This window comes from Cognataquiflexum rubidum (assembly GCF_022538115.1).
GTDB lineage: Bacteria > Bacteroidota > Bacteroidia > Cytophagales > Cyclobacteriaceae > Cognataquiflexum > Cognataquiflexum rubidum.
The window spans coordinates 401,096-425,775 of record NZ_JAKZAL010000002.1 but is presented as its reverse complement, the minus strand read 5'-3'; the positions used below and the strand labels follow the sequence as shown (position 1 = coordinate 425,775).

The 24,680-nt window shown below is 40.9% G+C and carries 21 protein-coding genes; 14 read left to right on the top strand and 7 right to left on the bottom strand.

Features of this window, described 5'->3' with window-relative positions; genetic code table 11:
• Positions 1-28: 28 nt before the first annotated feature.
• Both MMU05_RS04065 and MMU05_RS04060 read right to left on the bottom strand, forming a co-directional pair.
• The gene (locus MMU05_RS04065) at positions 29-661 is read right to left on the bottom strand and encodes an NUDIX hydrolase (RefSeq protein ID WP_241140389.1); all 633 of its coding nucleotides are present in this window, start codon (positions 659-661) and stop codon (positions 29-31) included.
• Positions 648-1,331, bottom strand: coding sequence for a bifunctional isocitrate dehydrogenase kinase/phosphatase (locus MMU05_RS04060; RefSeq protein ID WP_241140388.1), 684 nt, complete (start codon positions 1,329-1,331; stop codon positions 648-650). The genes MMU05_RS04065 and MMU05_RS04060 overlap by 14 nt, the downstream gene beginning before the upstream one ends.
• Positions 1,332-1,772: 441 nt before the next feature.
• Here MMU05_RS04060 and aceK point away from each other — a divergent pair, with 441 nt between their 5' ends.
• The 3 genes from aceK to MMU05_RS04045 all read left to right on the top strand — a co-directional run bounded on the left by aceK (position 1,773) and on the right by MMU05_RS04045 (position 6,173).
• Positions 1,773-3,500: a bifunctional isocitrate dehydrogenase kinase/phosphatase gene (aceK, locus tag MMU05_RS04055; RefSeq protein ID WP_241140387.1), complete on the top strand. Its 1,728-nt coding sequence runs from the start codon at positions 1,773-1,775 to the stop codon at positions 3,498-3,500.
• Positions 3,501-3,634: 134 nt separating this feature from the next.
• On the top strand, positions 3,635-4,741 hold the full coding sequence (locus MMU05_RS04050; RefSeq protein ID WP_241140386.1) for a DUF6920 family protein: 1,107 nt from the start codon (positions 3,635-3,637) through the stop codon (positions 4,739-4,741).
• 70 nt (positions 4,742-4,811) lie between these two features.
• A complete protein-coding gene (locus MMU05_RS04045; RefSeq protein WP_241140385.1) occupies positions 4,812-6,173 on the top strand; it encodes a DUF5723 family protein in 1,362 nt (453 codons plus the stop codon).
• 32 nt (positions 6,174-6,205) lie between these two features.
• Here the strand turns inward: MMU05_RS04045 and MMU05_RS04040 are convergent, their stop codons facing one another.
• The 3 genes from MMU05_RS04040 to rsmA form a co-directional block, all read right to left on the bottom strand.
• Positions 6,206-8,113 (bottom strand): sialate O-acetylesterase, encoded by a 1,908-nt coding sequence (locus MMU05_RS04040; RefSeq protein WP_241140384.1) that lies wholly within the window; start codon positions 8,111-8,113, stop codon positions 6,206-6,208.
• A gap of 105 nt (positions 8,114-8,218) precedes the next feature.
• Positions 8,219-9,586, bottom strand: a complete 1,368-nt coding sequence (gene mgtE / locus MMU05_RS04035; protein WP_241140383.1) for a magnesium transporter — start codon at positions 9,584-9,586, stop codon at positions 8,219-8,221.
• Complete coding sequence (gene rsmA, locus MMU05_RS04030) at positions 9,574-10,356, bottom strand: 16S rRNA (adenine(1518)-N(6)/adenine(1519)-N(6))-dimethyltransferase RsmA (RefSeq protein WP_241140382.1); 783 nt, start codon at positions 10,354-10,356, stop codon at positions 9,574-9,576. Before rsmA ends, mgtE begins: the two co-directional genes overlap by 13 nt.
• Positions 10,357-10,550: 194 nt before the next feature.
• Between rsmA and pdxA the strand changes: the two genes are divergently transcribed.
• The 11 genes from pdxA to MMU05_RS03975 all read left to right on the top strand — a co-directional run bounded on the left by pdxA (position 10,551) and on the right by MMU05_RS03975 (position 21,412).
• Entirely contained in the window at positions 10,551-11,579 is a 1,029-nt protein-coding gene (pdxA, locus tag MMU05_RS04025) for a 4-hydroxythreonine-4-phosphate dehydrogenase PdxA (RefSeq protein ID WP_241140381.1), read from the top strand.
• Positions 11,580-11,741: 162 nt separating this feature from the next.
• Positions 11,742-12,317: a YceD family protein gene (locus MMU05_RS04020; RefSeq protein WP_241140380.1), complete on the top strand. Its 576-nt coding sequence runs from the start codon at positions 11,742-11,744 to the stop codon at positions 12,315-12,317.
• Between the two features lie 17 nt (positions 12,318-12,334).
• Entirely contained in the window at positions 12,335-12,526 is a 192-nt protein-coding gene (gene rpmF / locus MMU05_RS04015; protein WP_113922858.1) for a 50S ribosomal protein L32, read from the top strand.
• Between the two features lie 273 nt (positions 12,527-12,799).
• Entirely contained in the window at positions 12,800-13,798 is a 999-nt protein-coding gene (locus MMU05_RS04010) for a beta-ketoacyl-ACP synthase III (protein WP_241140379.1), read from the top strand.
• A gap of 28 nt (positions 13,799-13,826) precedes the next feature.
• On the top strand, positions 13,827-14,390 hold the full coding sequence (gene efp / locus MMU05_RS04005; protein ID WP_241140378.1) for an elongation factor P: 564 nt from the start codon (positions 13,827-13,829) through the stop codon (positions 14,388-14,390).
• A gap of 107 nt (positions 14,391-14,497) precedes the next feature.
• Complete coding sequence (accB, locus tag MMU05_RS04000; protein ID WP_241140377.1) at positions 14,498-14,971, top strand: acetyl-CoA carboxylase biotin carboxyl carrier protein; 474 nt, start codon at positions 14,498-14,500, stop codon at positions 14,969-14,971.
• A gap of 26 nt (positions 14,972-14,997) precedes the next feature.
• A complete protein-coding gene (gene accC, locus MMU05_RS03995) occupies positions 14,998-16,347 on the top strand; it encodes an acetyl-CoA carboxylase biotin carboxylase subunit (protein ID WP_241140376.1) in 1,350 nt (449 codons plus the stop codon).
• Positions 16,348-16,536: 189 nt separating this feature from the next.
• On the top strand, positions 16,537-19,170 hold the full coding sequence (locus MMU05_RS03990) for a valine--tRNA ligase (protein WP_241140375.1): 2,634 nt from the start codon (positions 16,537-16,539) through the stop codon (positions 19,168-19,170).
• Positions 19,171-19,325: 155 nt separating this feature from the next.
• The gene (locus MMU05_RS03985) at positions 19,326-20,381 is read left to right on the top strand and encodes a hypothetical protein (RefSeq protein WP_241140374.1); all 1,056 of its coding nucleotides are present in this window, start codon (positions 19,326-19,328) and stop codon (positions 20,379-20,381) included.
• A gap of 130 nt (positions 20,382-20,511) precedes the next feature.
• The gene (gene parS, locus MMU05_RS03980; protein ID WP_241140373.1) at positions 20,512-20,952 is read left to right on the top strand and encodes a type II RES/Xre toxin-antitoxin system antitoxin; all 441 of its coding nucleotides are present in this window, start codon (positions 20,512-20,514) and stop codon (positions 20,950-20,952) included.
• 1 nt (position 20,953) lies between these two features.
• Positions 20,954-21,412 (top strand): RES family NAD+ phosphorylase, encoded by a 459-nt coding sequence (locus tag MMU05_RS03975; RefSeq protein WP_241140372.1) that lies wholly within the window; start codon positions 20,954-20,956, stop codon positions 21,410-21,412.
• Positions 21,413-21,512: 100 nt separating this feature from the next.
• Here MMU05_RS03975 and MMU05_RS03970 read toward each other — a convergent pair whose 3' ends face one another.
• On the bottom strand, positions 21,513-22,559 hold the full coding sequence (locus MMU05_RS03970; RefSeq protein WP_241140371.1) for a sugar transferase: 1,047 nt from the start codon (positions 22,557-22,559) through the stop codon (positions 21,513-21,515).
• A gap of 78 nt (positions 22,560-22,637) precedes the next feature.
• The gene (locus MMU05_RS03965) at positions 22,638-24,674 is read right to left on the bottom strand and encodes a hypothetical protein (protein ID WP_241140370.1); all 2,037 of its coding nucleotides are present in this window, start codon (positions 24,672-24,674) and stop codon (positions 22,638-22,640) included.
• Between the last annotated feature and the right edge of the window lie 6 nt (positions 24,675-24,680).

Sequence of the window (24,680 nt, the reverse complement as noted above, 5' to 3'; positions counted from 1 at the left end):
TACAACAATACCACAATTAGGAGAAACTTCAAAACTTGGAATTCTCCCACAAATAAGTGAATTCGCCAAGCATCATGGCCGTAGCTCCCCAAACCACTTCATTTTCAATGTCAAAATAGGGTGCTTCAAAACTAAAACCTGAGCTTCCTTTAATCTGAGTAAGTTTTCTGTTTTCTTTATCTAAAAGTACAGGAAGAGGGCAGCTGATAATCCTCTCCACTTCTGTGGCTTGGGGATTAAAATCCGGCTTTTCTGAGATGAATCCGATATAAGGAGACACCAAAAAATTACTTGGCGGAATATAGACATCACTTAACTTGCCCAATAAGGTGATTTTTTCTGAATAGACACCAATCTCTTCTTCGGCTTCCCTGAGTGCGGTGACGCTCATATCGGCATCCTCCGGTTCCCACTTCCCTCCAGGAAATGCTATCTGACCACTGTGCACTCCGGGGTATTCAGGTCTTTTGATAAATGGGACAAAACTGCTATTTCCTTCCGGATAAAAAAGCATCAAAACCGCACCCTTTCTATGGTCATCCCTGACAGAAAATCTTTTTTCGTCAACCGGCTGCGGCAACATGGTTAGATGTCCAAGCATCCCAGGAAGAGGGTCCTGCAACAGTCTTTCTAATCTTCTGACTACTTTATTCAGCTCCATTTGAAAAATCGATGTTTTGGAGCTTCTTGACGAGGTAACCTGTTTTGGGATAAGTGCTAGTATAGAGTGAATGCTTGAAGGTGATGTATTTGTGGTCATCAGGCATGATAATCCAAATCATAGGCGTGATTCCCCCCTCCTCCTCAAAAAATCCTGTTACCATCAGATGCTCAGGACTGACCCAAATGGCTTCCTCAAATCCTCCTGAAGGCCCCATAAACATCAACCTCTCCCGCATGCCATTTGACTTGAAATATATCACTTCTGAATCGGGGTTAAAAGAAACCTGGGCTTCTTCCGGCATCACGACTTTGTAACTGTAAATGTCCACTACACCGTGACCTTCAGGGTTTGGAATAAGGTACTTATGGAGTGGATGGTCTTGTCGGATAAAATTTTCCTCCGGCCATTCCAACGCTTCATAAGGGATTTCCCTGCTCATTTGAAATCCTGCCAAGTCAAATGTTGGTTCTTGCGATTTCCAAAATCCGGTCCAATTACTTAATTGCTGAAGCCCTGAAGCAAGAAGCTGATTAAGTTCTTCCTCTTCGGAAATTGATATTTTCTCTACTGTTTCTTCTGTTTTTTCTTTTTGAAAAGTACAGGAACCCAAGAACACCAAGCATGCAAATAAAAACCTGGAAGAATGGATTTTGGCTGAGGGAGACATTTTTGGAGATATAAAGAATACGAATGAAATATAAAAACCCCAAAAATCAAAAAAGGTCAGAACATTGTCCCAACCTTTTTTATCTCTCAAACCTATTAAACCTATTGTAGATATTCAATGAATGAATAGCATGCTCGAAAGGTAAATAATGTTTTTTTATTGTCCAAACAATCGATTGCGAAAATTATATTTTGTGTGTTCCAAAATCTTAAATCAAGCTTTTTGAGGCCTTTACAACAAGCAATAATCCGCTCTTGAAGCTTATTGAAATACTTAAAATTATTATCATCCTACAGAATTTTTTATACTTTTTGAATTGTGGGTTTTTTGAAATCATAATTTCAAAAAAAAAATATTTTTTTTCCTGTAATTAAAAAAAACTGTATTTTATTCTTCCTAAATATAATCTATTGACCTTGTCCTGTCAAAAACAACATTTTTATGAGCGAGAAATTGATCGACGAGACCTCACTTGTACTTCTTGCAGGATTTGATACTTATGTAAGAGATTTCAATGAGTTGACGGACCTGACTCCGGCTTTTTTTAAAGCAAGAGACTGGAAGGCCATGCAGCAAAATCACCGGAAAAGACTTCGCCTATACAAAGATCAGGTGAGTGCTACCCGTCAACTTCTAAGTGAAATGCTTTTGGAAAATGCCAACAGTTTTGATTTTTGGAAAACTGCTAAATCGCATTATTCACTGCTTATATCCAACAAGAAAGACAAAGAACTGGCTGAGACTTTTTTCAACTCTGTTATCCGCAAATCTTATTCGGGTCTTGCCATCAATGAAGACCTGATGTTTGTCCATGAAGGTTATAACTCTTGTGTCATTTATCCAAATGACAATCTTTACCACAGCTATCCCTCTGATTGGGGATTAAAGAAAATTATCCAAAAGATCCTGGAAGATTTTGATTTTGGGGTTCCTTATATGAACAAGGAAGAGGACATAGAATTTTTGATCAAATCTGTCAAAGACGTGATATTGACCAGGTATATCCCTTCTGCTGAAAGTACCACACAGGTATTGAAGTCCGTTTTTTATAGAAACAAAGGCGCCTATGTCATCGGCCGTATCAAAATAGGCAACAAATGGATGCCATTCATTATTCCTTTTCTCAATGGCCCAAAAGGGGTTTTTGCAGATACCATGATCTTTGACCCCAACCTGATGTCCGGATTATTTAGCTTTTCCAGGTCTTATTTTATGGTCAAAGCCGACATTCCTTCGCAGATGATATCATTCCTTAATGCGGTGATTCCCAACAAAAAAATCCATGAACTTTACAATGCCATTGGGTTTAACAAACATGGCAAAACAGAATTCTACAAGGATTTTTTAAATCATCTCAGTCAGAGCAAGGATAATTTTGTCTTGGCCGAAGGGGTCAAAGGGATGGTCATGACAGTGTTTACACTCCCCTCTTACAATGTCGTCTTTAAGATGATCAAAGATTATTTTGACCCGCCCAAAACCATGACCCGACAGGAAGTCCGTGAAAAATACAAGATGGTCGGGCTGCACGACCGGGTAGGTAGGATGGCAGATACGCATGAGTTTGAAGAATTTCACTTGCCACTCAACCGGATTGACCCAACCCTGTTGGAAGAACTCCGCAGCACGGTAAATTCTCTGTTGTACACAACCTCTGATGAACTAATCCTCAAACATGTGTACATCGAAAGAAGGATGGTTCCTCTTAATATTTACCTTGAAAATTGTACCACGGAAGAAGCCCGGCAAGCTGTGGAAGAATATGGGGATTCAATATTGGAAATGGCAAAAGCAAATATTTTTGCAGGAGACATGATGACCAAAAACTTTGGCGTGACAAGGCAAAAACGGGTGATTTTCTATGACTATGATGAAATTGAGTTTTTGACAGATATGAACTTCCGGGAGAAACCAATACCCGAAACTTATGAGCAGATCTATGCGTCATCTCCTTGGTATGACATTGCCCAAAACGACGTTTTTCCGCAGGATTTCAAAAGGTTTATGATCGGCAGGCATGATGTCAAAAACCATTTTTTCGATTTTCATACCGAGCTTTTCAATCCCGACAATTGGAAAAAGATCCAAGCCAAAATCCTTTCAGGTCAGGGAATCCATGCATTTTCATATCCACAAAAGATCCGATTCCGCCCAGGGGAAGAAATCTGAATCAAGGCTTGATTAGTCTCAACCTTAACAAAAACATTCAATTCCCCTAAGCAAAATCAACTCTTTAGCTGATTGGTATCAGGGATTTTTGTTTGGGATATAAGTAATTTGGAGAGTCAATAAATAAAGCAGCCATGAAAACACTATTCATGATTATTCTATTGATTCACGGCCTGATTCACCTGCTTGGATTTATGAAAGCCTTTCTAATGGCTGAATTAAGCGAAATCACCAGTCCTGTTTCCAAAACCATGGGTTTGCTTTGGTTATTGGCGGCCTTAATCTTGTTGTTTTCTGGGGTGATGATTTTTCTAAAAAATCCTTTTTGGTGGTTATTCGCGATAATCGGTGTCCTGATCTCCCAAGTCCTGATCATTGTTTTTTGGAAAGACTCTCTCTATGGTACGATACCGAATGTCCTGATCCTGACTGTTGCCCTAGCTGCCTTTGCGCATTACGATTTTGAGAAAAAAATCAGAAAAGAGGTCACTTATATTTTGGAAAACGCAAATGAAGAAATGTCTTCTCCCATTACGGAAGAGGAAATCTCCCAGCTCCCAAAATCGGTACAGACTTGGATGAAGGCTGCGGGAGTACTTGGAAAATCCCGAATCCAAAGTGTATTTATGGAACAAAATTACCAGATCAAATTAAAACCTGAACAGAAAGATTGGTATACTACTGTCGCGGAACAATATTCAACCATATCCCCTCCGGCTTTTGTCTGGAAAGCTAAAATTGAAATGATGCCGGCAATCAGTGCTTTTGGCAGAGACAAGTTTATTGAAGGAAATGGAGAAATGGTTTTTAAGTTATTTTCGGTTTTTCCTGTGGCAAATGACGGACCCAATCCACAGATCAACGAAGCTGCCTTGCAGCGTTTTTTGGGTGAAATTGTTTGGTATCCTACTGCCTCACTGAACGATAATATTACCTGGAAAGAACTTGGCAACCAGTCTGCAAAGGCCACTTTGACATTAGGAGGACTTTCAGGATCGGGTATATTTTCTTTTGGCGAAGATGGACATGTCCTGAGTTTTTCGGCCTTGCGGTATCAGGGAAGCGGTCCAGAGGCCAAAAGATCAGAGTGGACCGTAAATGTGACCTCCACAAAAGAATTCGACGGAATTAAAGTCCCTGCATCCGGTGAAGTTACCTGGAAGCTGGATTCAGGTGATTGGACATGGGCAAAGTTCGAAATAGTGGCATGTAATTTCAATCCAAACAAAACGGGGTTTTGATTTTCTATTGTGTGAAATTTTAACCCTTCTCATATAAAACTGTAATTTGCGAAGTATTACTCCCTACCCAATGAACAAAATTCTACTTCTGCTATTTGTTTCTTTTTTGATGCCTGTGGCCGTTATGGCGCAGTTCCCTTATGTCGGCATCCAAAACAGCCAAAGAAAGGGAATTATCAGCGCTATGATGAATCCGGCTGAAATGAACAACTTGTCAAGAACAGTGGAAGTACAGTTTTTTGCCGGAAATGCTGTAGTCGGTAACAATACCCTGACATTTTCTGAAACCTTAGAAAACCGAAATGACCTTTGGAGCAAAATGATGGAGAAGGCAGATCAGCCCGTGGATGGAAACACTGACGGGTCGGTAATCATACCTTCCTTTGGAATGAAGAAAGGAAAATGGGCTTTTGGGCTCATTTCCCAAGTTCAGACCAGGGCCACCATCTTAAATATCAATCCTGAAATCGGCAGGTATGTTACAGATAATGAAATCAGTTTCGATATTTTAACACTTGGCATCAACAATCCAAACAACCAAAGGGCTAACACCGCAACTTGGTTTGAAACGGGTGTGGTCATAGGTAGAGAAATCTGGAATAGCCCAAAAAGCAAATTTTCTGTAGGCACCAATTTCAAATTGCTCTTCCCTACCGGATATACCAATTTAGGCATAGGCAGTCTCAGAGGGACATTGGTGGTCGATCAGACTGCCGTGGCTCTGACCAATGCACAGGCTACGGTTAATATTTCCTACGATGAATCTGTGGTCAACAAGAGGAATTTCAGTATAGATTATGAGAACTTGAGTTTCGGGCAATTGTCAGGAGTCGGTTTTGACATCGGGTTCAATTACCAATTGAAAAACAAAGACGGCGTTTGGCTGAATACGGGCATGGCATTTAGGAATATCGGTAATTTGACATTAGGCGCAGGCCAAAACAACCAAACCTTCAAAATGAACATTCCGGAGGGACAATCATTCAGGATAGACCTTCTGGAACCCGATTTACGTGCCATAGAAAGGGATTTTTTAGAAAGTGGTTATTTCTCCAGGGAATCCAATACGGATGGCATCAAGGCAGGATTACCGACAGTCTGGGCTGCCAACGCTGATTTGAAGTTATCGGATAAGTTTTTTGTCAGTGTTTATGGACAGACATTCCTCCAAAATAAAGAGAATAACCTTCAAATTCCCGCCATGAACCTTATCGCCCTCACCCCGAGTGCTGTTTTTGGCAAGTTTGAAGTATATTCCTCGTGGGGATATTATGACATAGCCGGATTTACCGGCGGCTTAGGATTTCGCTTTGGAGGATTTTTCATAGGTTCTCAATCGATCTTAACAGCCTTGATGGCAGATACAAAAAAAGCCGACCTGCAGGTCGGCTTAAGTTGGGGATTTGGTAAGAAAATAACTGACAACTTTTAGGATTCCAATTTTCCCAAAAGAATCAGGACTTACTAATCGATCTTTTGTCTAAAGGGTACAGCCGGTAAGCTGAGGCTATTGTATAAATTAAATTCTGGATTGTCCGCCCAAGCGAACCTGACTTCTCCAGGGTTTTTTACTTTAGGGCTATATACTTCCACCTGATTGGTTCCCACGATTTTTCCTTTTGCTGATTCAAATTCTCCATCTTCTCCGGCAAGGACAAAACCCTTGACCTCTGCTCCAGAGGACAATTGCAAACCTTCCCCCACAAAATCAAACGTGACTATAATTTTTTCACCTTGCTTTGCTACAGCTGAAATAACCGGTCCCGAATGCACGACATCATCTCCGTAAGCAACTTTTTTGGCGGACTGCCATAGCCTGTGACCTACATCTTTTTTGTTTCTTGGATGGATATCACCTGCATTCCCCACGTCTATGGTGACGGCCATTCCGGTATTGGGAAGTTCCAAAGTCTGTGTCTGCGCTTCTCTCAAAAATGCCCAATCAGAGTCCGGCTGAACATCTTTCCTTTCCATAAAATTGGCTAATTGAACAAATAGAAAAGGAAAATCCCCGATTCCCCAAGCTTCCCTCCAGTTTTGGATCATGGTGCTAAATAGCCGCTTGTAATATTGATGTTCACCGGTATTACTCTCTCCCTGATACCATATTACGCCTTTGATGGGGTATTTCACGATAGGTGCGATCATCGCATTGTACATCATGCCGGGAAGCCAATTGTACCATTCCACTTTTGGAATTTCCTCCTCTATCCTATTATTGTATTTCCATTCTCCTTCGAGCGAAATTTTCTTTCCGCCGGATTTGACGAAAAACTCACCGCTTTTTCCCAATACCGGAGAGTTGTTCCAAGTATTGACTATCCTTACGGCCAACAAATTTTCTCCTTGGACAATCATTCCTGCCGGAAGCGTAAACTCCTTCACCGCATCACCATAATCTTTAAATAAAAGCCTTCCTCCATTGAGGTAGATATAGGCCATCTGTTGGATATCGCCAAGGTTCAAAGAGACATTGTCAATATTGGTTACAGTAAATTTTTTGCGGAACCATGCAATGTCCGAGAAAGGATTATCGCCCGGAAGATTTACCGTCTGCCAGTCACTGTCATCAAAGTTAGTATTGACCACTCCCTTGATTTCACCGTTTTGAGGTGCAGCCACCAAGTCATTTCTTTTGAGTTCCCTGACTTTGTTGTCAATGATTTCCTGTATCCAATAGTCTTTTCTATCTACAACATCCTTTGCTTTCTCCTGGTATGGTGGAAAATCAATCAATTTTTCTGAAGCAGTCCAACCTTCGGCAGGTGTTCCGCCCCAATTACTTTCGATGATACCGATGGGAACTCCTTTTTCTAAATGATTTTTTTTGGCAAAAAACCAGGCCACAGCAGAGAAATTCATAAGGTTATCCGCATTGGCCACTTTCCATTCTCCTCCCCTGACGTCTGTTTTTACTTTGGCATCATAGTCATGGGGAATTTTGAAAAAACGGATGAGAGGATATTCACTGTCGGCAATTTCCTCCTGAAGTCCCTCCACTTGAGCACTCATAACCCATTCCATGTTGGATTGTCCACCGGCCACCCACACGTCACCGATCTGGATATCCCGAATTTTTTTCCCGTTGACATCCAATACAAATGGACCTGAAGCAGGCATCGGATCAAATTCTACCATCCAATAACCATTATCGTCAATCTCTGTTTCCTTTTCCTGATTGTTGAATGTTGCAACAACACTCTTGCCGGGTGTTCCATCTCCCCAAACCCTGATGGGTTGATTTCTTTGAAAAACCATGTGGTCCGCAAAAAACTTCGGCATAAAAACCTCAGTGGGAGGTTCATTGGATTGACAGGAAAAAGCAAAGATGATCACACAAAGAAGCGTTGCTTTGATAATTGATTTTAGCATAGAAATAGGTTTTTCTGGGAAACGGCGAATTTATTTATTCGAAATAATTCTGTCAAGGTAATTTTTTTGCTGACCAAAATCAATTCCCAAAAACAGCACTATTTCCTATAACTTCAACAAAAGCATCGCTACCCCAAAGTAAACTGACAATCCCAACAAGTCATTGGCAGTGGTGATGAATGGCCCGGAGGCAATGGCGGGATTAATCCCAAATCTATCCAAAACCAAAGGTGTGACTGTACCCATAAAGGAGGATAAAAGCACCACGCAAAACATCGCCAATCCAATCGTCAGGCCAAAAATGGAATCGAAACGGTAGATAAAGACTACTACCAAAAAAACGAAAGAGGCCAACACTACGCCATTGACCAAGGCTATCAGAAAGCCTTTGATAAACCGCTGCCAAGGAGTATCGTCAAAGACAGATTTGGAAGCCAGAGACTGCACTACAAGCGAAGAAGACTGAATTCCGACATTACCGCCTGTGGCCGCAACCAAAGGAATAAAAGAAGCCAAAGCAATGTATTTGCTCAACCCAACCTCAAAGAACCCGATGATTTTGGCTCCCATCAATCCTCCGATCACACCGATGAGCAACCATGGCAACCGGGCTTTGGAAATCCTAAAAATAGAATCTGATTCCTCCACATCTGCCGAGATACCCGTCATCGCCTGGATGTCCTCATCCGATTGTTCTCTGATCAAATCCAAAATATCATCGACCGTAATCCTACCTACTAGCCTGTTTTTGGCATTGACTACTGGTACAGATTCAAGGTCATACTTTCTCATGATTTCGGCGACCTCTTCGCCTTCCATGTGTGTAGAGATGGATATCAATTCAGGTTCATAAATATCCGAAATCTTAGTATCCGCCGAAGCAAGGATGATTTTTTTGAGAGACACCCTCCCAAGCAGATGCTGCCTGTTGTCCACCACATAAATGGAATATATCTTCTCTACTTTTTCTGCCTGCCTCCTGATTTCCTCAATTGTCTGGACGACATTCCAGTTTTTATTTGCCCTGATAAATTCTTTGGCCATCAAACCACCGGCTGAATCTTCGTCGTAGCGTAAGAGGTCGAGGATATTGGCCGATTTTTCTCTTTCCTGAAGGTGGCTGATGACGTCTTCCCTCTCTTTGGTTGGCATCAGGATCAGGATATCCGCTGCATCATCAGATTCCATCTGATCGATCAGTCCTGCCAATTCAGTTGGTTCCAATTCGCGGATCACCTGAATCAAAGAATCTTCATCCAACTCAATAAGTATATCAGCAGCTGTAGTGGCGGGAAGCAATCTCAAAACATAGATCGCCTCGTCCATATTGAGTTCGTCCAATAGGGAGGCAATATCTGCCACGTTGGCACCTTCAAATGACTGCGTAATGAAATCATTGTTCTGGATTTCAATGCTGTCCTGAAGGCTTTCCAGATATTCTTTGGAAAGTTCAAATGATTTTATTGGTTCCAAGATTCCTGTATTTTTTGAGTTAATCCGATAAATTCCTGCACATCCAACTGCTCCGCTCTTTTGTCCATGATAGGATCTTTGGCCAGTTCTTCAGAAAGCCCAAATGATTTTAGACAATTTCTCAACGTTTTCCTTCTTGTTCCAAAACCCTGCTTCACAACACGAAAAAACAGTTTTTCGTCGCATGCTAACTTTTCTACTGAATTTCTTTTGAGCCTGATAACCCCCGAATTGACCCTTGGAGGGGGATTGAATACGCCCGGAGGTACAGAAAATAAATATTCAATGTCATAAAATGCCTGCAAAAGCACGGATAAAATGCCATAATCTTTGTTTCCTTTGGGCGAAGCGATGCGTTGTGCCACTTCTTTCTGCAACATACAGACCACCTCTGTCACCTGACTCCTTTGCTCCAAGACATTGAAGAGAATTTGGGACGAAATGTTATATGGAAAATTCCCGATGATGGCATAAGGTTCCTGCATGATAGTGGCAAAATCCTTTCTCAAAAAATCCGCCTCGATGATTTTCTCTCCAAGATCAGGATATTTCTCCCTGAGGTATTTGATCGAATCCCTGTCGATATCGACCAAGTATAAATCCCATTTTTCCTGCAAAAGAAAATCAGTCAACACCCCCATTCCGGGTCCTATTTCGAGGACTTTGGTGATGCCTCCATGGCCCGTGATGGCCTTGGCAATATTCTCGGCAATCCCCAAATCGATCAGGAAATGCTGTCCAAGGTGTTTTTTGGGTTTGACCTTTTCCATGCGGTATACTCTAATATTTTTATCTAAATTGCGTGTCAAAAATAAGAGAATTATCACAAAGCCCTACTATTATTAAAATGGCAATGTGTCCCTTTTCTTAACTTATTCGATTTTTCTTCATCCCTAAAAAGAGGATCTCTAAGTTTTGAAAACAATAAATCTAAATCAATAACCAACAGTATTCTATAATTTTAATGAACCAAAGAAAAAACAAACCGGTCGTTGGCATCAGTATTGGAGACATCAATGGCATAGGTGCGGAAGTCACCATCAAAGCACTTTTGGACAACAGACTGATCAAATTGGTAACTCCTGTGATCTATGCACATGGCAAAGCCCTCACTTTTTATAGAAAACACCTCGGCATTGAGGACTTTAACTTTATGCAGATAAAAAGTATAGATGAAGTCCACCACAAAAAGATAAATGTCATCAACGTATTGGAGGAAAGCCCGGAGGTAATCCCCGGAATGGAAACCCATGAAGCGGGCAAATTGGCTCTCGCAGCTCTTGACCATGCTATCAAAGACCTCAAAGACAATAAAATTGAGGCTTTGGTCACTGCCCCTTTGAACAAAAACAACATCAACAGCCCTGATAAGAAATTTATCGGACATACTGAATACCTGACCGAGGCATTTGGAAGCAAAGACAGTCTGATGTTTTTGGTAGCTGATGGCATCAGGGTTGGATTGGTAACCGGACATGTTCCTCTCAAAGAGGTGGCTAAAAACGTCACTACTGAAAAAATAAAATCAAAACTCAATATCATGCTGAAGTCCCTCAAAGATGACTTCGGTATAGGAAAACCAAAAATCGCGGTCCTTGGATTAAATCCACATGCCGGGGAAGATGGACTTTTGGGAGATGAAGAAGAGAACATCATCAAACCTTTGATCAAGGAATACAAAGACAAGGGCCATTTGGTTTTTGGACCCTACTCTGCGGATGGATTTTTCGGGATGATGCACCAAAAGAAATTTGACGGAGTCTTGGCCATGTACCATGACCAAGGTCTGATTCCTTTCAAATCCCAGGCATTTGAATCAGGTGTCAACTTCACTGCCGGCCTACCCATTATCCGCACTTCACCTGACCATGGCACAGCCTACAATATCGCAGGCAAAAACGTGGCTGATGAGGGTTCGATGAGGGCGGCCATCATGCAGGCCTATGATATCATTCGTCATAAAGGAAATTGGGAAGAAGAAGGAGAAGGCTAATAAATTGATAATGAATAATTTGGTGATTAATTGTTGTTGGGTTAAATGGATAAATTCGTCCTTCAGCCTTCCTCATTGATCCTTTCGAAAATAATTTTACGCCAAATTTTATTTTTCTAAAGCATTTCCCTAAATTTGCGGTCTTGAAATAGCAGGAGGTTCGTGAAATTCTTAAGATACTACGATATTGACGTAATCAAATTAAGGGATGGAAAGCATTCTTTCACATTTGAAGTCAGTAATGAGTTCTTCAAATATTACGAAGCAGAAGATTGGGTCAACGGAGCCGATATCACTGTCACTGTCAATGTAAACAAAACCGTTTCTGTATTGGAAGTGGACTTTGAGATCAGAGGAACAGTGGGATTGACCTGTGACAGGAGTTTGGAAGAGTTTGACCATCCATTGGAACTGACCGAGAAGGTCATTTACAAATATGGTCCGGTGGTGGAGGAAATCAGTGAAGATGTCTTCATGATCACCAAAGATACCCCGAGCGTCAATGTCGCCCAGCTCATTTATGAGTTTATCCTTTTGGCCATACCGGCAAAAAAAATCCATCCTGATTACCTGGATGATACAGATGAGGATGAATTTGATGAGGAAGGAACTTTGATATACCTTTCTGAAGAAGATGAAGAAATAGAATCGGAAGATTCAGATGATGAAGAAAGTCATCAGGAAAAACCGGCAGATCCCAGATGGGACATATTAAATAAACTAAAGAAAAAAGATTAATCTAAAATAGTATAGAGATGGCACATCCTAAACGAAAAATTTCGAAAACCAGAAGAGACAAAAGAAGAACTCACTATAAGTTGACAGCTCCAGGTCTTGCACAATGCCCTACCACAGGCGAATTTCATTTACCTCACAGAGCGTTTTGGCTTGATGGCAAACTGTACTACAAAGGACAGGTGATCATGGAGAAAGAAGTTCTTGCATAATCATTACGAAAACCATTTCCTAAAATCCATCCTGATTCTCATCGGGATGGATTTTTATTTATAGGAAAATCCAATCGGAAATGCCCTTAATGGTCTATTTATCAAAACTGTTATTCTAAAACCAAAAACCTTTGGTGGAAAAGCACATTTTAGATAATTTTGTCGCCTTGAAAGAAAATCCGAAAGTCTTCTCAAGGGTAAATTCCTATACCACATCTAAGCCACATAATTTAGGATAATTCAACCTACCTTAGGGCTTCAAACAAAATTTGAATGAAAAAAACCAGAGCAGTCATTACGGGGGTCCAAGGTTGGGTACCTGATTATATCTTAACCAACCGTGAATTGGAAACCATGGTGGATACCAATGACGAGTGGATTGTCACAAGGACAGGGATTAAGGAAAGAAGGATTCTTAAAGGTGAGGACAAAGGAACTTCTGTCATCGGTATCAACGCTGTCAAAGGACTTTTGAAAAAAACCAATACCAATCCTGAGGACATCGACCTGATCATTTGTGCCACTGTAACCCCTGACATGCCTTTCCCGGCTACTGCCAACATTATTGCTGACGGAGTCGGAGCAATCAACAGTTATAGTTTTGACATCTCTGCAGCCTGTTCGGGATTTCTTTACGCGCTTACAATCGGAAGCCAGTTTATCGAAACCGGCATGCACAAAAAAGTGATCATCATCGGTGCGGATAAAATGTCCTCTATCATTGATTATCAGGATCGGGCTACCTGCATCATTTTTGGTGATGGTGGCGGTGCTGTTTTATTAGAACCTACGACTGAAGACGTTGGCGTCATGGATTCTCTCCTGCACTCTGACGGCTCAGGAGCGCCATACCTTCATATGAAAGCCGGAGGTAGCCGCAAGCCTGCCACTATGGAAACCATCGCTGCACGCGAGCATTATGCTTTCCAAGAAGGTGCTTCTGTTTTCAAATTTGCTGTAACAAACATGGCAGAAGTAAGTGCTGAAATTATGGAGAGGAATAATCTTACGGCTGAAGATATCTCATGGCTCGTACCCCATCAGGCAAACAAACGGATCATTGACGCCACTGCAAACAGGATGGGAATAGGCCCTGACAAAGTCATGCTCAACATTGAAAAATACGGAAATACTACCGCAGGAACACTCCCTTTGTGTCTTTGGGATTATGAATCAAGGCTCAAAAAAGGAGACAATATTATTCTGGCTGCTTTTGGTGGAGGATTTACTTGGGGTTCGATTTACTTAAAATGGGGCTATGACCCCAAATAACAATTAACAAAAAAACCAAAATATAATAATGGCAAGTACTGCAGATTTCAAAACCGGACTGTGTCTGGAAATGAATAACGACATCTTTACAATTGTAGATTTCCAACATGTCAAACCAGGTAAAGGAGGCGCTTTTGTAAGGACCAAATTAAAAAGTCTTACCTCAGGAAAAGTTTTGGACAAAACTTATACAGCAGGTGAAAAAGTAGTCACTGCAAGGGTAGAAAAAAGACCTCATCAGTTCATTTATCAGGATGATTTGGGTTACAATTTCATGGATACAGAAAACTTCGAACAAATCTCTATCCAAGAAAAACTTATCGAAAGACCAAAGCTACTGAAAGAAGGCCAAACAGTGGATATTTTGGTGCATGCCGAAACGGAAACACCTATCTCTGTGGAGCTTCCTCCTTTTGTGGAGTTGATGATAACTTACACCGAACCTGGCATCAAAGGTGATACCGCAACCAACGCATCCAAACCAGCTACTCTGGAAACAGGTGCTATTGTAATGGTACCTTTGTTTGTAGAGCAGGACATTATGATCAAGGTGGATACCAGAGACGGTTCTTATTCGGAAAGAGTAAAATAATTTTAATAAGCTATGTGATTTGCATAAATTACATAGCTTATTTGTTTTAATACAATATCAAACCTGAACCCAAATATCTAGAAGGGTTTTCATAAAACAGACACATCATGAAAGCAAAAGAAATCCAGGAATTAATAGACTTCATCTCAAATTCCGGCTTGGCCGAGGTAAAAATAGAAACAGAAGAGTTCAAACTTTCTATCAAAAAATATTCTGAAGCTCCTGCTGTCAAATTCGAAGCTGCACCTGCTCCTGCTTTTGCAAGTGCGCCTGCACCCCAAGCTGCGCCTGCTGCCGTGGCTGCACCACCGGTCCCAGCCAAAGAAGATACTTCCCGTCTTGTTGAAATAAAGTCTCCAATGATCGGGACATTCTACCGTACTTCTAATCCCGATTCAGATCCTTTCGTGTCTGCCGGAGATTCTGTATCTGCAGGTCAGACAGTTTGTATCATCGAAGCCATGAAGCTTTTCAACGAAATCGAATCCGAAATTTCGGGTAAGATCGTCAAAGTTTTGGTGGAGAATGCCACCCCGGTGGAATACGACCAGCCACTTTTCCTCGTTGATCCTGCGGGATAATTTTGTTTCACTAACCCTGACTGACTGTGTTTAAAAAAATATTAATCGCCAACAGAGGAGAAATTGCCCTTAGGGTGATCAGAACCTGTAAGGAGATGGGCATCAAAACCGTCGCTGTGTATTCAACAGCCGACAAGGACAGCCTTCACGTTCGCTTTGCTGACGAAGCGGTATGCATCGGACCTGCACCAAGCAGGGAGTCATACCTGAATATCCCAAGGATCATTGCAGCTGCAGAAATCACCAATGCAGATGCCATCCATCCCGGATATGGATTCCTTTCCGAAAATGCTGAATTCTCAAGAATCTGTGAGGAGTATGGAATCAAGTTTATCGGTGCCAGCCCTGAAATGATCAATAAAATGGGAGACAAGGCCACTGCCAAAGCTACCATGAGAGAAGCCGGAGTACCGACTATTCCTGGATCTGACGGTTTGCTGGATTCGATAGAACAAGGAATCAAAGTTGCCAATGAAATGGGCTATCCTGTGATCCTGAAGGCTACTGCCGGTGGCGGCGGTCGGGGAATGAGGATAGTACGAAATGAAGGTGAGTTCAAAAAATCATGGGATGATGCTCGCCAGGAATCGGGCGCTGCATTTGGAAACGATGCGCTTTACCTTGAAAAATACGTAGAGGAACCGAGGCACATTGAAATCCAGATTGTCGGAGACAGTACTGGTAGGGCATGTCACTTATCCGAAAGAGACTGTTCCATCCAAAGAAGACATCAGAAACTGCTGGAAGAAACACCTTCTCCTTTCATGACTGATGAGCTTAGAGAGGCCATGGGCAAAGCAGCAATCAAAGGTGCTGAAGCCATTTCCTATGAAGGTGCGGGAACAGTGGAGTTTTTGGTGGACAAGCACCGCAACTTCTATTTTATGGAAATGAACACCCGTATCCAGGTAGAGCATCCGATTACAGAGGAAGTGACTGATTTTGACCTGATCAAAGAACAGATCAAAGTCGCTGCCGGTGAGAAAATCTCAGGAAAAAACTATTTTCCTAAACTTTATGCCATGGAATGTAGGATCAATGCCGAAGATCCGGCAAATGGTTTCAGACCGAGCCCAGGTAAAATTTTGAATCTACACATGCCTGGAGGAAGAGGTGTCAGGGTAGACAGCCATGTCTATGCAGGATATGTAATCCCACCAAACTATGACTCCATGATTGCCAAACTTATCGTCAGCGGACAGACCCGTGATGAAGTTATCGTGAGGATGAAAAGAGCTTTAGAAGAATTTGTCATCGATGGCATCAAGACAACCATCCCATTCCATATTGCCTTGTTGGATGATTTTGAGTTCAGGAATGGTAATTATACCACCAAGTTTCTCGAGACATTCGATTTCTCAGTGATCAAAAAATAATAATTCAAAGCTTTCATATTTGTATTAAAACCGGAGGTAATCCTTCGGTTTTTTTGTTTTCTACAAAATCCATTCATTTTCAACGATTCCCTGAGTCATTTATCCGGCAAATTGGGAATCAATCCCTCAGGGCTAAAGTTTTTCTGTTAATTTTGCGCCTTGAAGTTTTACAAAGCTCAAAAATCAATTATGTCATTAGCTACCAAATACAGTCCTGAAGCCACCGAGTCAAAATGGTATGCCTATTGGATGGAAAACAAATTTTTCTCCTCCAAAGTAGACCACAGCAAAGAGCCATATACCATTGTCATCCCTCCGCCAAACGTCACCGGAGTACTCCACATGGGACACATGCTCAACAATACCATTCAGGATGTATTGATCCGGAAAGCCCGCATGGAAGGCAAAAACGCATGTTGGGTTCCCGGAACTGACCATGCTTCCATCGCAACGGAAGCCAAAGTCGTCGCCATGCTCAAGGAAAGAGGCATTGACAAAAAAAACATTTCCCGGGAGGAATTCCTCAGGTATGCCATGGAGTGGAAAGAAAAATATGGCGGTATCATCCTAGAACAACTGAAGAAATTGGGAGCTTCCTGCGATTGGGACCGAACAAAATTCACCATGGATGCCGACCTGAGTGATGCGGTGATTTCGGTTTTTGTGGATTTGCACAAAAAAGGAAAAATCTACCGTGGCATCCGCATGGTCAATTGGGATCCGCAGGGCAAAACTGCCCTTTCGGATGACGAAGTGATCATGAAAGAAATTGCCTCGAAGCTTTATTATATCAATTACAAAATAGAAGGAACCGAAGATCAATTCCTGACCATCGCCACTACCCGACCCGAAACCATCATGGCCGATGTGGCCATCTGCATCAATCCCAATGATGCACGGTTCTCACACCTAAAAGGAAAAAAAGCCATCATCCCACTTATCAACCGAACCATCCCGATCGTTGAGGATGACTATGTTGATATGGAATTTGGTACGGGCTGCCTGAAAGTCACTCCGGCCCATGATATCAATGATTATGAATTGGGGATCAAACACAAACTGCCTGTCATAGATATCCTGAATGACGACGGGACATTGAATGAAAAAGCCAAGATTCTGATCGGTGAAGACCGATTTATAGCAAGAAAGAAAATTGCCAAGCTTTTGGATGAAGCCGGCCAACTTGAAAAAATTGAGGATTACAAATCCAACGTCGGTCACTCTGAGAGGACTGACGCGGTGATTGAGCCGAAGCTTTCTTTGCAGTGGTTTTTGAGAATGGAAGAAATTACCAAACCTGCCCTTAGCTCGGTGATGGATGACATTATCCAACTCCATCCTCCCAAATTCAAAAATATGTACCGCTCCTGGATGGAAAATGTCCGTGATTGGTGTATCTCACGCCAACTTTGGTGGGGACATCAAATACCTGCATTTTACCTTCCAAATGGCGAATATGTGGTTGCCAAAACAAAAGGGGAAGCCCTGAAATTGTCAAATGAAAAATTCAATACTTCCTATTCTTTGGATGAATTGACGCAGGATGAGGATGTCCTGGATACCTGGTTTTCTTCCTGGCTTTGGCCGATATCGGTTTTCGATACCGACATATTTACCACAGGCGAGAAAAATGAAGACCTTAAATACTACTACCCTACCAATGACCTGGTTACAGCGCCTGAAATTCTTTTCTTTTGGGTAGCACGAATGATCATTGCAGGATATGAATACACTGGAGAAAAACCTTTCAGTAATGTCTACCTGACAGGAATTGTACGGGACAAACTCGGCAGGAAAATGTCAAAGTCTCTTGGTAATTCGCCGGATCCACTTGAACTGATCAAAACTTTTGGCGCTGATGGAGTACGAACAGGAATGTTGTTTAGCTCACCTGCAGGAAATGACCTGCCTTTTGATGAAAAACTGGTAGAACAGGGAAGGAATTTTTCCAACAAAATATGGAATGCTTACCGATTGGTACAGGGATGGGAAATTGATCCCAAACTTGATGGAAAAGAAAATGAGGCAGCTATAATTTGGTTTGAAAACAGGTTCAATGAAGCTTTGACCGAAATCGAGGAACACTTCCAGAAGTTCAGGATCTCAGATGCACTTATGACAACTTATAAGCTTGTTTGGGACGACTTCTGCTCTTGGTACCTTGAGATGATCAAACCTGCCTATCAGCAGCCGATTGAGCAAAAAACCTTCGACAAGACAATCGCTTTCTTTGAAGATATTCTAAAAATCCTTCATCCATTCATGCCATTCCTGACCGAGGAACTTTGGCATCAGATCAAAGATCGGAAAACAGAAGAAGCACTGATCATCGCGGCCTGGCCCAAGCCAAAAAGCTTTGATTCAAAACTGATAGCGGATGCCTCACAGGTTTTTGAAGTGGTGTCGCAGGTAAGAAATACAAGAGCTTCCAAAGGAATATCTCCTAAAGAATCATTTTCCCTAACTGTTAATACGAAACAGGAAGAACTTTACAGGAATTTCGAAGCCGTATTGAAAAAATTGGCAAACTTATCCGAGCTTTCTTTTGGCGAAAAAGTTGACAATGCAATGAGTTTTGTGGTGAAGTCGGATGAATGTTTTATCCCGATGGGTGACAAACTGGATGTCGAAAAAGAAAAAGAAACGCTTCAAAAAGAGCTGGAATATACCAAAGGGTTTTTGAATACTGTCCTCAAAAAACTCAGCAATGAGCGATTTGTTGCCGGCGCTCCTCCCCAAGTGATCGAGGTGGAAAGGAAAAAACTCGCAGATGCCGAATCTAAAATCAAAGCTTTAGAAGAATCTCTGGCGAAGTTGTCCTAACATTTTCTTTGAAGCTTCAAAGTTAAAAAAAATCCCTGTATCCAAATTTAATTTGGGTAGCGGGATTTTTTTTGAATCCATAAATGCTATTTTTAAAACTCAAATCCAAATTTAACCGTACGATATAGTATTTTATACCATAAAACCCGTTAGCCATGAGATATTCTTTCAAACTCGTTTTAATTTTGGTAGTGCTATTAGGCTTTCAAGCCTGTAATCAGTCTGAAGATAATGTCCCTGAAATAACCAAGGAAGAGTTTCCCGATCTAAAAATTTTCCTGGACAAGTTTGAAGTAGAAGCCAAACTCAGAGGCTATAATTTTGATTTTTCTAATTTAGACATAATCTATGTAGATGAAATTAAGAATCCAGATGGATCAGAGTATTGTGGATTTGGGTTTATCAAACATCCTGTTTCCGGTAAAAGAACAATACAAATCTCAAAATCTCCCGGCCTTTGTGATTGGGCCAATAAAACAGATATTGAAAGAGAAAATCTGTTTTTCCATTTAATGGGGCGTGCTTTTTTAAATTTACAACCTGATAATGCTCTGATGTGTAATGGAAAGCCATTGTCAATGATGTCTATTACCTTCAATAATTTCAATATCTATAAGGAAAATGAGCCTGAACTTAGGGAATATTATATAGACGAATTGTTTGACAGGTTAGCAGCCAATGAACAGTGTATAGATTTCAGGCAAAATTTCACTCAGAATCCTGTTTTTTTTAAAAACGATTTGTCTGACCCTTTGTGGAGATTTTCCAATGACAATGGCAGATACCAAGTTTCGAGAGGAATTCATCCAAATTCATTCAGCACCACGTTTTTGGGGATTTCGTCCACAGGTACCGGTCAAAATACAGGCTATATCTACAAAGAGTTAGAAATGCCAAATATTCCTGAAGGGGCCACAGTAATATTGCGTACTAAAGTAAATGCTGAAAATTTGCAAGGACCCGGAGTAGCAATAGCAATGAGGGTTTACGATAACAAAATCGGCACATCAGGAGCTACCACAAATGAATCTCACTTTTTAACTACGGAGCCTAATCCAATTAATGGGAAATTAGAGAACCGGGTTTTAGAATTAAGGTTAACCAACTTCACCAGAAAGACAATATTTATTATTCCCTTTGCGGTTATGATGCCTGGAACAAGTGGGCAGGCATTCTTCGATGATTTTGAGATTTTGGTGGAACCGAGATAAAAAGATTGAAAGGTTGGGAGGGTTCTAAGGTTGTAAAGTTGGACGGTTGAGGGCAGGTGAAAAATTAACAGGAAAAATTTCTAATATAAATAGAAATTTTTCTTATTTTTATTTTTATTAAACCAATCAAATGGAAAAAGCCTTAAAACCTAAAAAAGCCACCACTCTTAAGTCAGTTGGGTTTTTGGATCAACCAATCGACGACTTTTCAATTGTTCTTTGTGCCCATAAAGGGATTGAAGTGGATTGGGCATTTGAGCTTGCCGATCAATTAATGATCCCTTATGATGAGTTCTCTTCACTTTTGCAGTTTTCTACCAAAACACTCAAGAACTATCAAAAGGAGGAAAAAAAGCTGAATCCCATATCAAGTGAACAGGTTTTAAAACTCAATAAAATGAGGATTCTTGGTCTAAAAGTTTTTGGAACGCCCCAATTTTTTAATAATTGGCTAAAAAAGCCAGCTATGGGTTTAGACAACGAAATCCCGTATGCTCTGCTCCAAACAAGTGGTGGGATTGACTTGATAATTGAAGAATTGGAAAGCATTGCCCACGGTGATTTCTCTTAAAATGCTTGTTTATAGAATTTGTCTCGCTGAGTATGCCAATGAGTTGAAAGCTTCCGGAAATGCAAGCAGGTGGAATTCAAAAGGAAATTTTGTGATTTACGCAGCCGCAAACAGGGCTTTGGCTTGTTTAGAAAATGTCGTGCACCGAAGTAGTGAAGGGTTAAATCATCTTTTTAAGGTAATGGTCATAGAAATTGAGGATTCTGTTTCTGTTTTGGATATATCGGTCAGCTCATTGGATATTGATTGGCATAAACGGATTTCATATCCTTATTGCCAAAAAATCGGTGACAAATGGTATAATGAAGAGAATACCGCTGTGCTGAGTGTCCCCTCGTCTATCATTTCAATGGAAAAAAATTACGTTATCAATTGCAGACATGAGGATTTTATTGGCAAAAAAATTCGACTATTAGGCACCGAAGACTTTGCATTCAATCCTCTGATTAAAGGAGATTAGAAAAAATTGGAAGACTGGAAGATTAGGAAGGTTGGAAGGTTGGAAGGTTAAAGGAAACCAAAAAAAAATTTAACAACTGTGACTGGTCACTGAAAACTGCCTACCTGCTTCTTGCTCCTTTGAATAGGATGTTTTTCAGGATTTTGAAAAAATACATGATATCTGTCCTTAATGGTGAAATAGAATAAGACTCCAGATACCGCATTTCGGACTCCATGATTTCTTCCAAGGTACTTGGCATGTCTGCATAATAAGGCGGAATCAATCCCGGCTTGAATTGGATTCTTTTTTCTTTGAGTTCGGCATGGTAAAGGTTAAAATATTGATGGCTGAGGGGTCTGACTCCCACCAACTTGATATCTCCACGAAGGAGATTCCAAATCATAGGCACTTCATCCAACCAGACTTTCCGGAGCAATTTCCCAAATCGGGACACCCTAAAATCATCCTTGAATTTACCTCCTTCTGTCAGGTTGTTTTTTTGATACACCATGTCCTGAAGAAACTCAGAATAGGGATACATCGTGCGTAACTTGTAGACATTGAATGTAATGCCACCCTTGCCGACTCTGGGTAATTTGACTATCGGCCAATAAGTAGCATTTGTATTTTTGACGGGCTTACCTACTTTCCGCGCGGCGAAATACATAAAGCCCCCAATTTCCTTCTCCTCAATCAACTCAAAACCGGCTGCGTAAAGCCTACCGGTTGCCTCCACACCCGACATCATTTTTCCCTTTCCGTTTGTGATTTTATGGTAGATTTTTTCGGTAAATGGTATCTTGGGGATGACTCTATAGATCAAAGAATCCCAAGCATAGCGAACCTTTCCTTGAATGCCGGAATGTTGTCGGGAAATCCTGTTCTTTCTGTTTTCATACGTTTCTACAAAACCTATCAACAAACCCCCAAAGGAAAGTTTCATGTTTGCATCTGCAAGAAAGAGGTTAGCGTTTTGGAGGTCATTTAATCTATCCTGCCTTTCTAAAAATACCTTCATCATTTGTCCGACTTCTTGTGAATCATTTTGAAAGTGCTTTTTCAAAAAAAAGTAAACCTCCGCAGGAATGCCATGCGGGATTTTTTCATCCGAATAATGCCCGGTAACCTCAAATAAATCGACTTCTGCTAAACTAACTAAACTCATACAACTTAAATAAAATTGGAATGACCAACCTCCAATTGTTTAAAAATGGAAAACAGCTTTCAATTTATCGATAATTCATTAATATAATTTTGGAATGGCATTGATTTTTTTGATGGCTTCCTGAAAATCTATGCCGATGATTTCGAGGTACCAACGGATGGTTTCAAAACGGGGGACGTTCTCGGCCTTTACTAAATTTAAGCCAATTTCCCTGCTAATCATTCCTTCTCTGATTTGGTTGCTGCGAAAAGTGTCAACCTCAGAAAACCCTGCAACCGTATAGTAGATATAATTATAAAATCCAGCCGTCCCATCTCCTATTCTCCAAGTTGAATCGGTGTCCGGGGATTTTTCCCAATTGTATTCAGATAAAATCAAATTATTGACCTCGTCTTCATTCCAAGGATAATAATCAAATAGCTGAAAATAATCTCTCTTGGGGGTTACATACCTGACTGCAAATGAACCCAAGCTATCCAACACAGATTGATTAAAGTAAGCAGGGTTTGACAGCATTTCTTTTCCTATAAACCCAAAGAGTTTTAATTGGTTAGTGACAGAAAGAGAAAAAATCCTCTCTTTTTCGAATTCAGGTTTCAATCCTGCAAAACCTGTTTTGAAATCAGTGTTTTCCAGGTGGTTGACTCCCCAAATATTCAAGTCGATGCCTGTTTGTTTTTTGAGCCTGTCGGTATAATAGAAAAAATATTTGTCCCCTGCCATAAAAAGTGGGATCATCCCTAAAGCCGGTTTTCGCAACCAAGCTTCGACATTTTTCCTGATATTTCGGCGCTTCCATTGGATATCCGCAGCGACGACCACATTCTCCACTCCGAGTTTACCGCATACTCTTGAGATATTCCTTCTAGCCAAGTCCGTGACCATTCCCCAATCGTAAGTGAAAGCAATTGGATTTAGCCCAAGCTCCTTCTTGACAAGGTGCAGTGCAAATGTACTGTCTCTTCCGCCACTAAAAGGCACAATACAATCAGATTTAGACGAGTTTTTACGATAGGGTTCAATAAGTTGCCTCAAACCATCAAGGTTCTTTTTCCGGGATTTTGGTTTGTAATTTCTACAATAGTTACATACCCCTTCATGGTCAAATGAGATAAATGGGAAGGTTTCAGGCAGGATACATTTCGTACATCTTTTCAGGTTTTCAATCCTTTCCGACTGATTTTCCAAAAGATCAAAAAGATGCTTTTCTTTATTTCGGTTAAAATTTATCTCAGGCTCAATGACGATTTCACTTCCAGGCCCAGGGTTTTTGATGGGAGAAACATGAACTGAATACGAATGGCTATTTTCTGATTTCGCTTCATTTAGCTGACTTCTCTCCACTCCAATTTCCTTTAATTCCATTGTAAAAGGATCAAACCAAAACGCTTGATTTGGATTCACTTTTGAAATCAAAACCATATCATCCAATTTTCCTTTTCGGAATATTGCCGACAATTCCTGCATGTAATGTATTTCCGACCCAAAAAATAGATAATTTCTATTGTCACTCAGGAAATATAAGGATCCGTTATTGGTGGCAAAAAGGAATTTATCAATTCCAGGAAAAAATGCCATGATGGAATAAGTCCCTTCCAATTGTGATAAGGATTCTTTTATTGCCTTTCCCAAATCAACCGGGTTTTGAGAGATGGTACTATCCAAAAGACTTAGAATGACCTCTGAGTCTATTTTGAATTCCCGTTTCATGTCTGGAAATTTTTCCCAAAGTGAATCAGCATTGACAACGATGCCATTGTGGATCAAAAGATTACCGTTTTTGATCACAGGTTGGTTGTTTTCAGTTTGCAACTGCGAGCCATTGGTTACCAGTCTCGCATGCCCAAAAACCGAAAAAGAGCATTTATTGCTCTTATACCGCTCCAAAGAATCTGAGATAGAGGATTTGACTTCGGAAGTGGTTAGCAGTTTTCTAATTCTTATGTCTCCTTTTGTCACCTCCACTTTCTTATCCAAGTGGTCCACAAAAGCCATTCCTGAAGAATCCTTTCCGCGCGACTCACTCATCAATGCAAGTTTTGAAGTCAGTTTCCTGATATCCCTATCCGCAATTCCGGATTCAGGTTTAACAAAAAGTCCAAAGATGCCGCACATATGGTA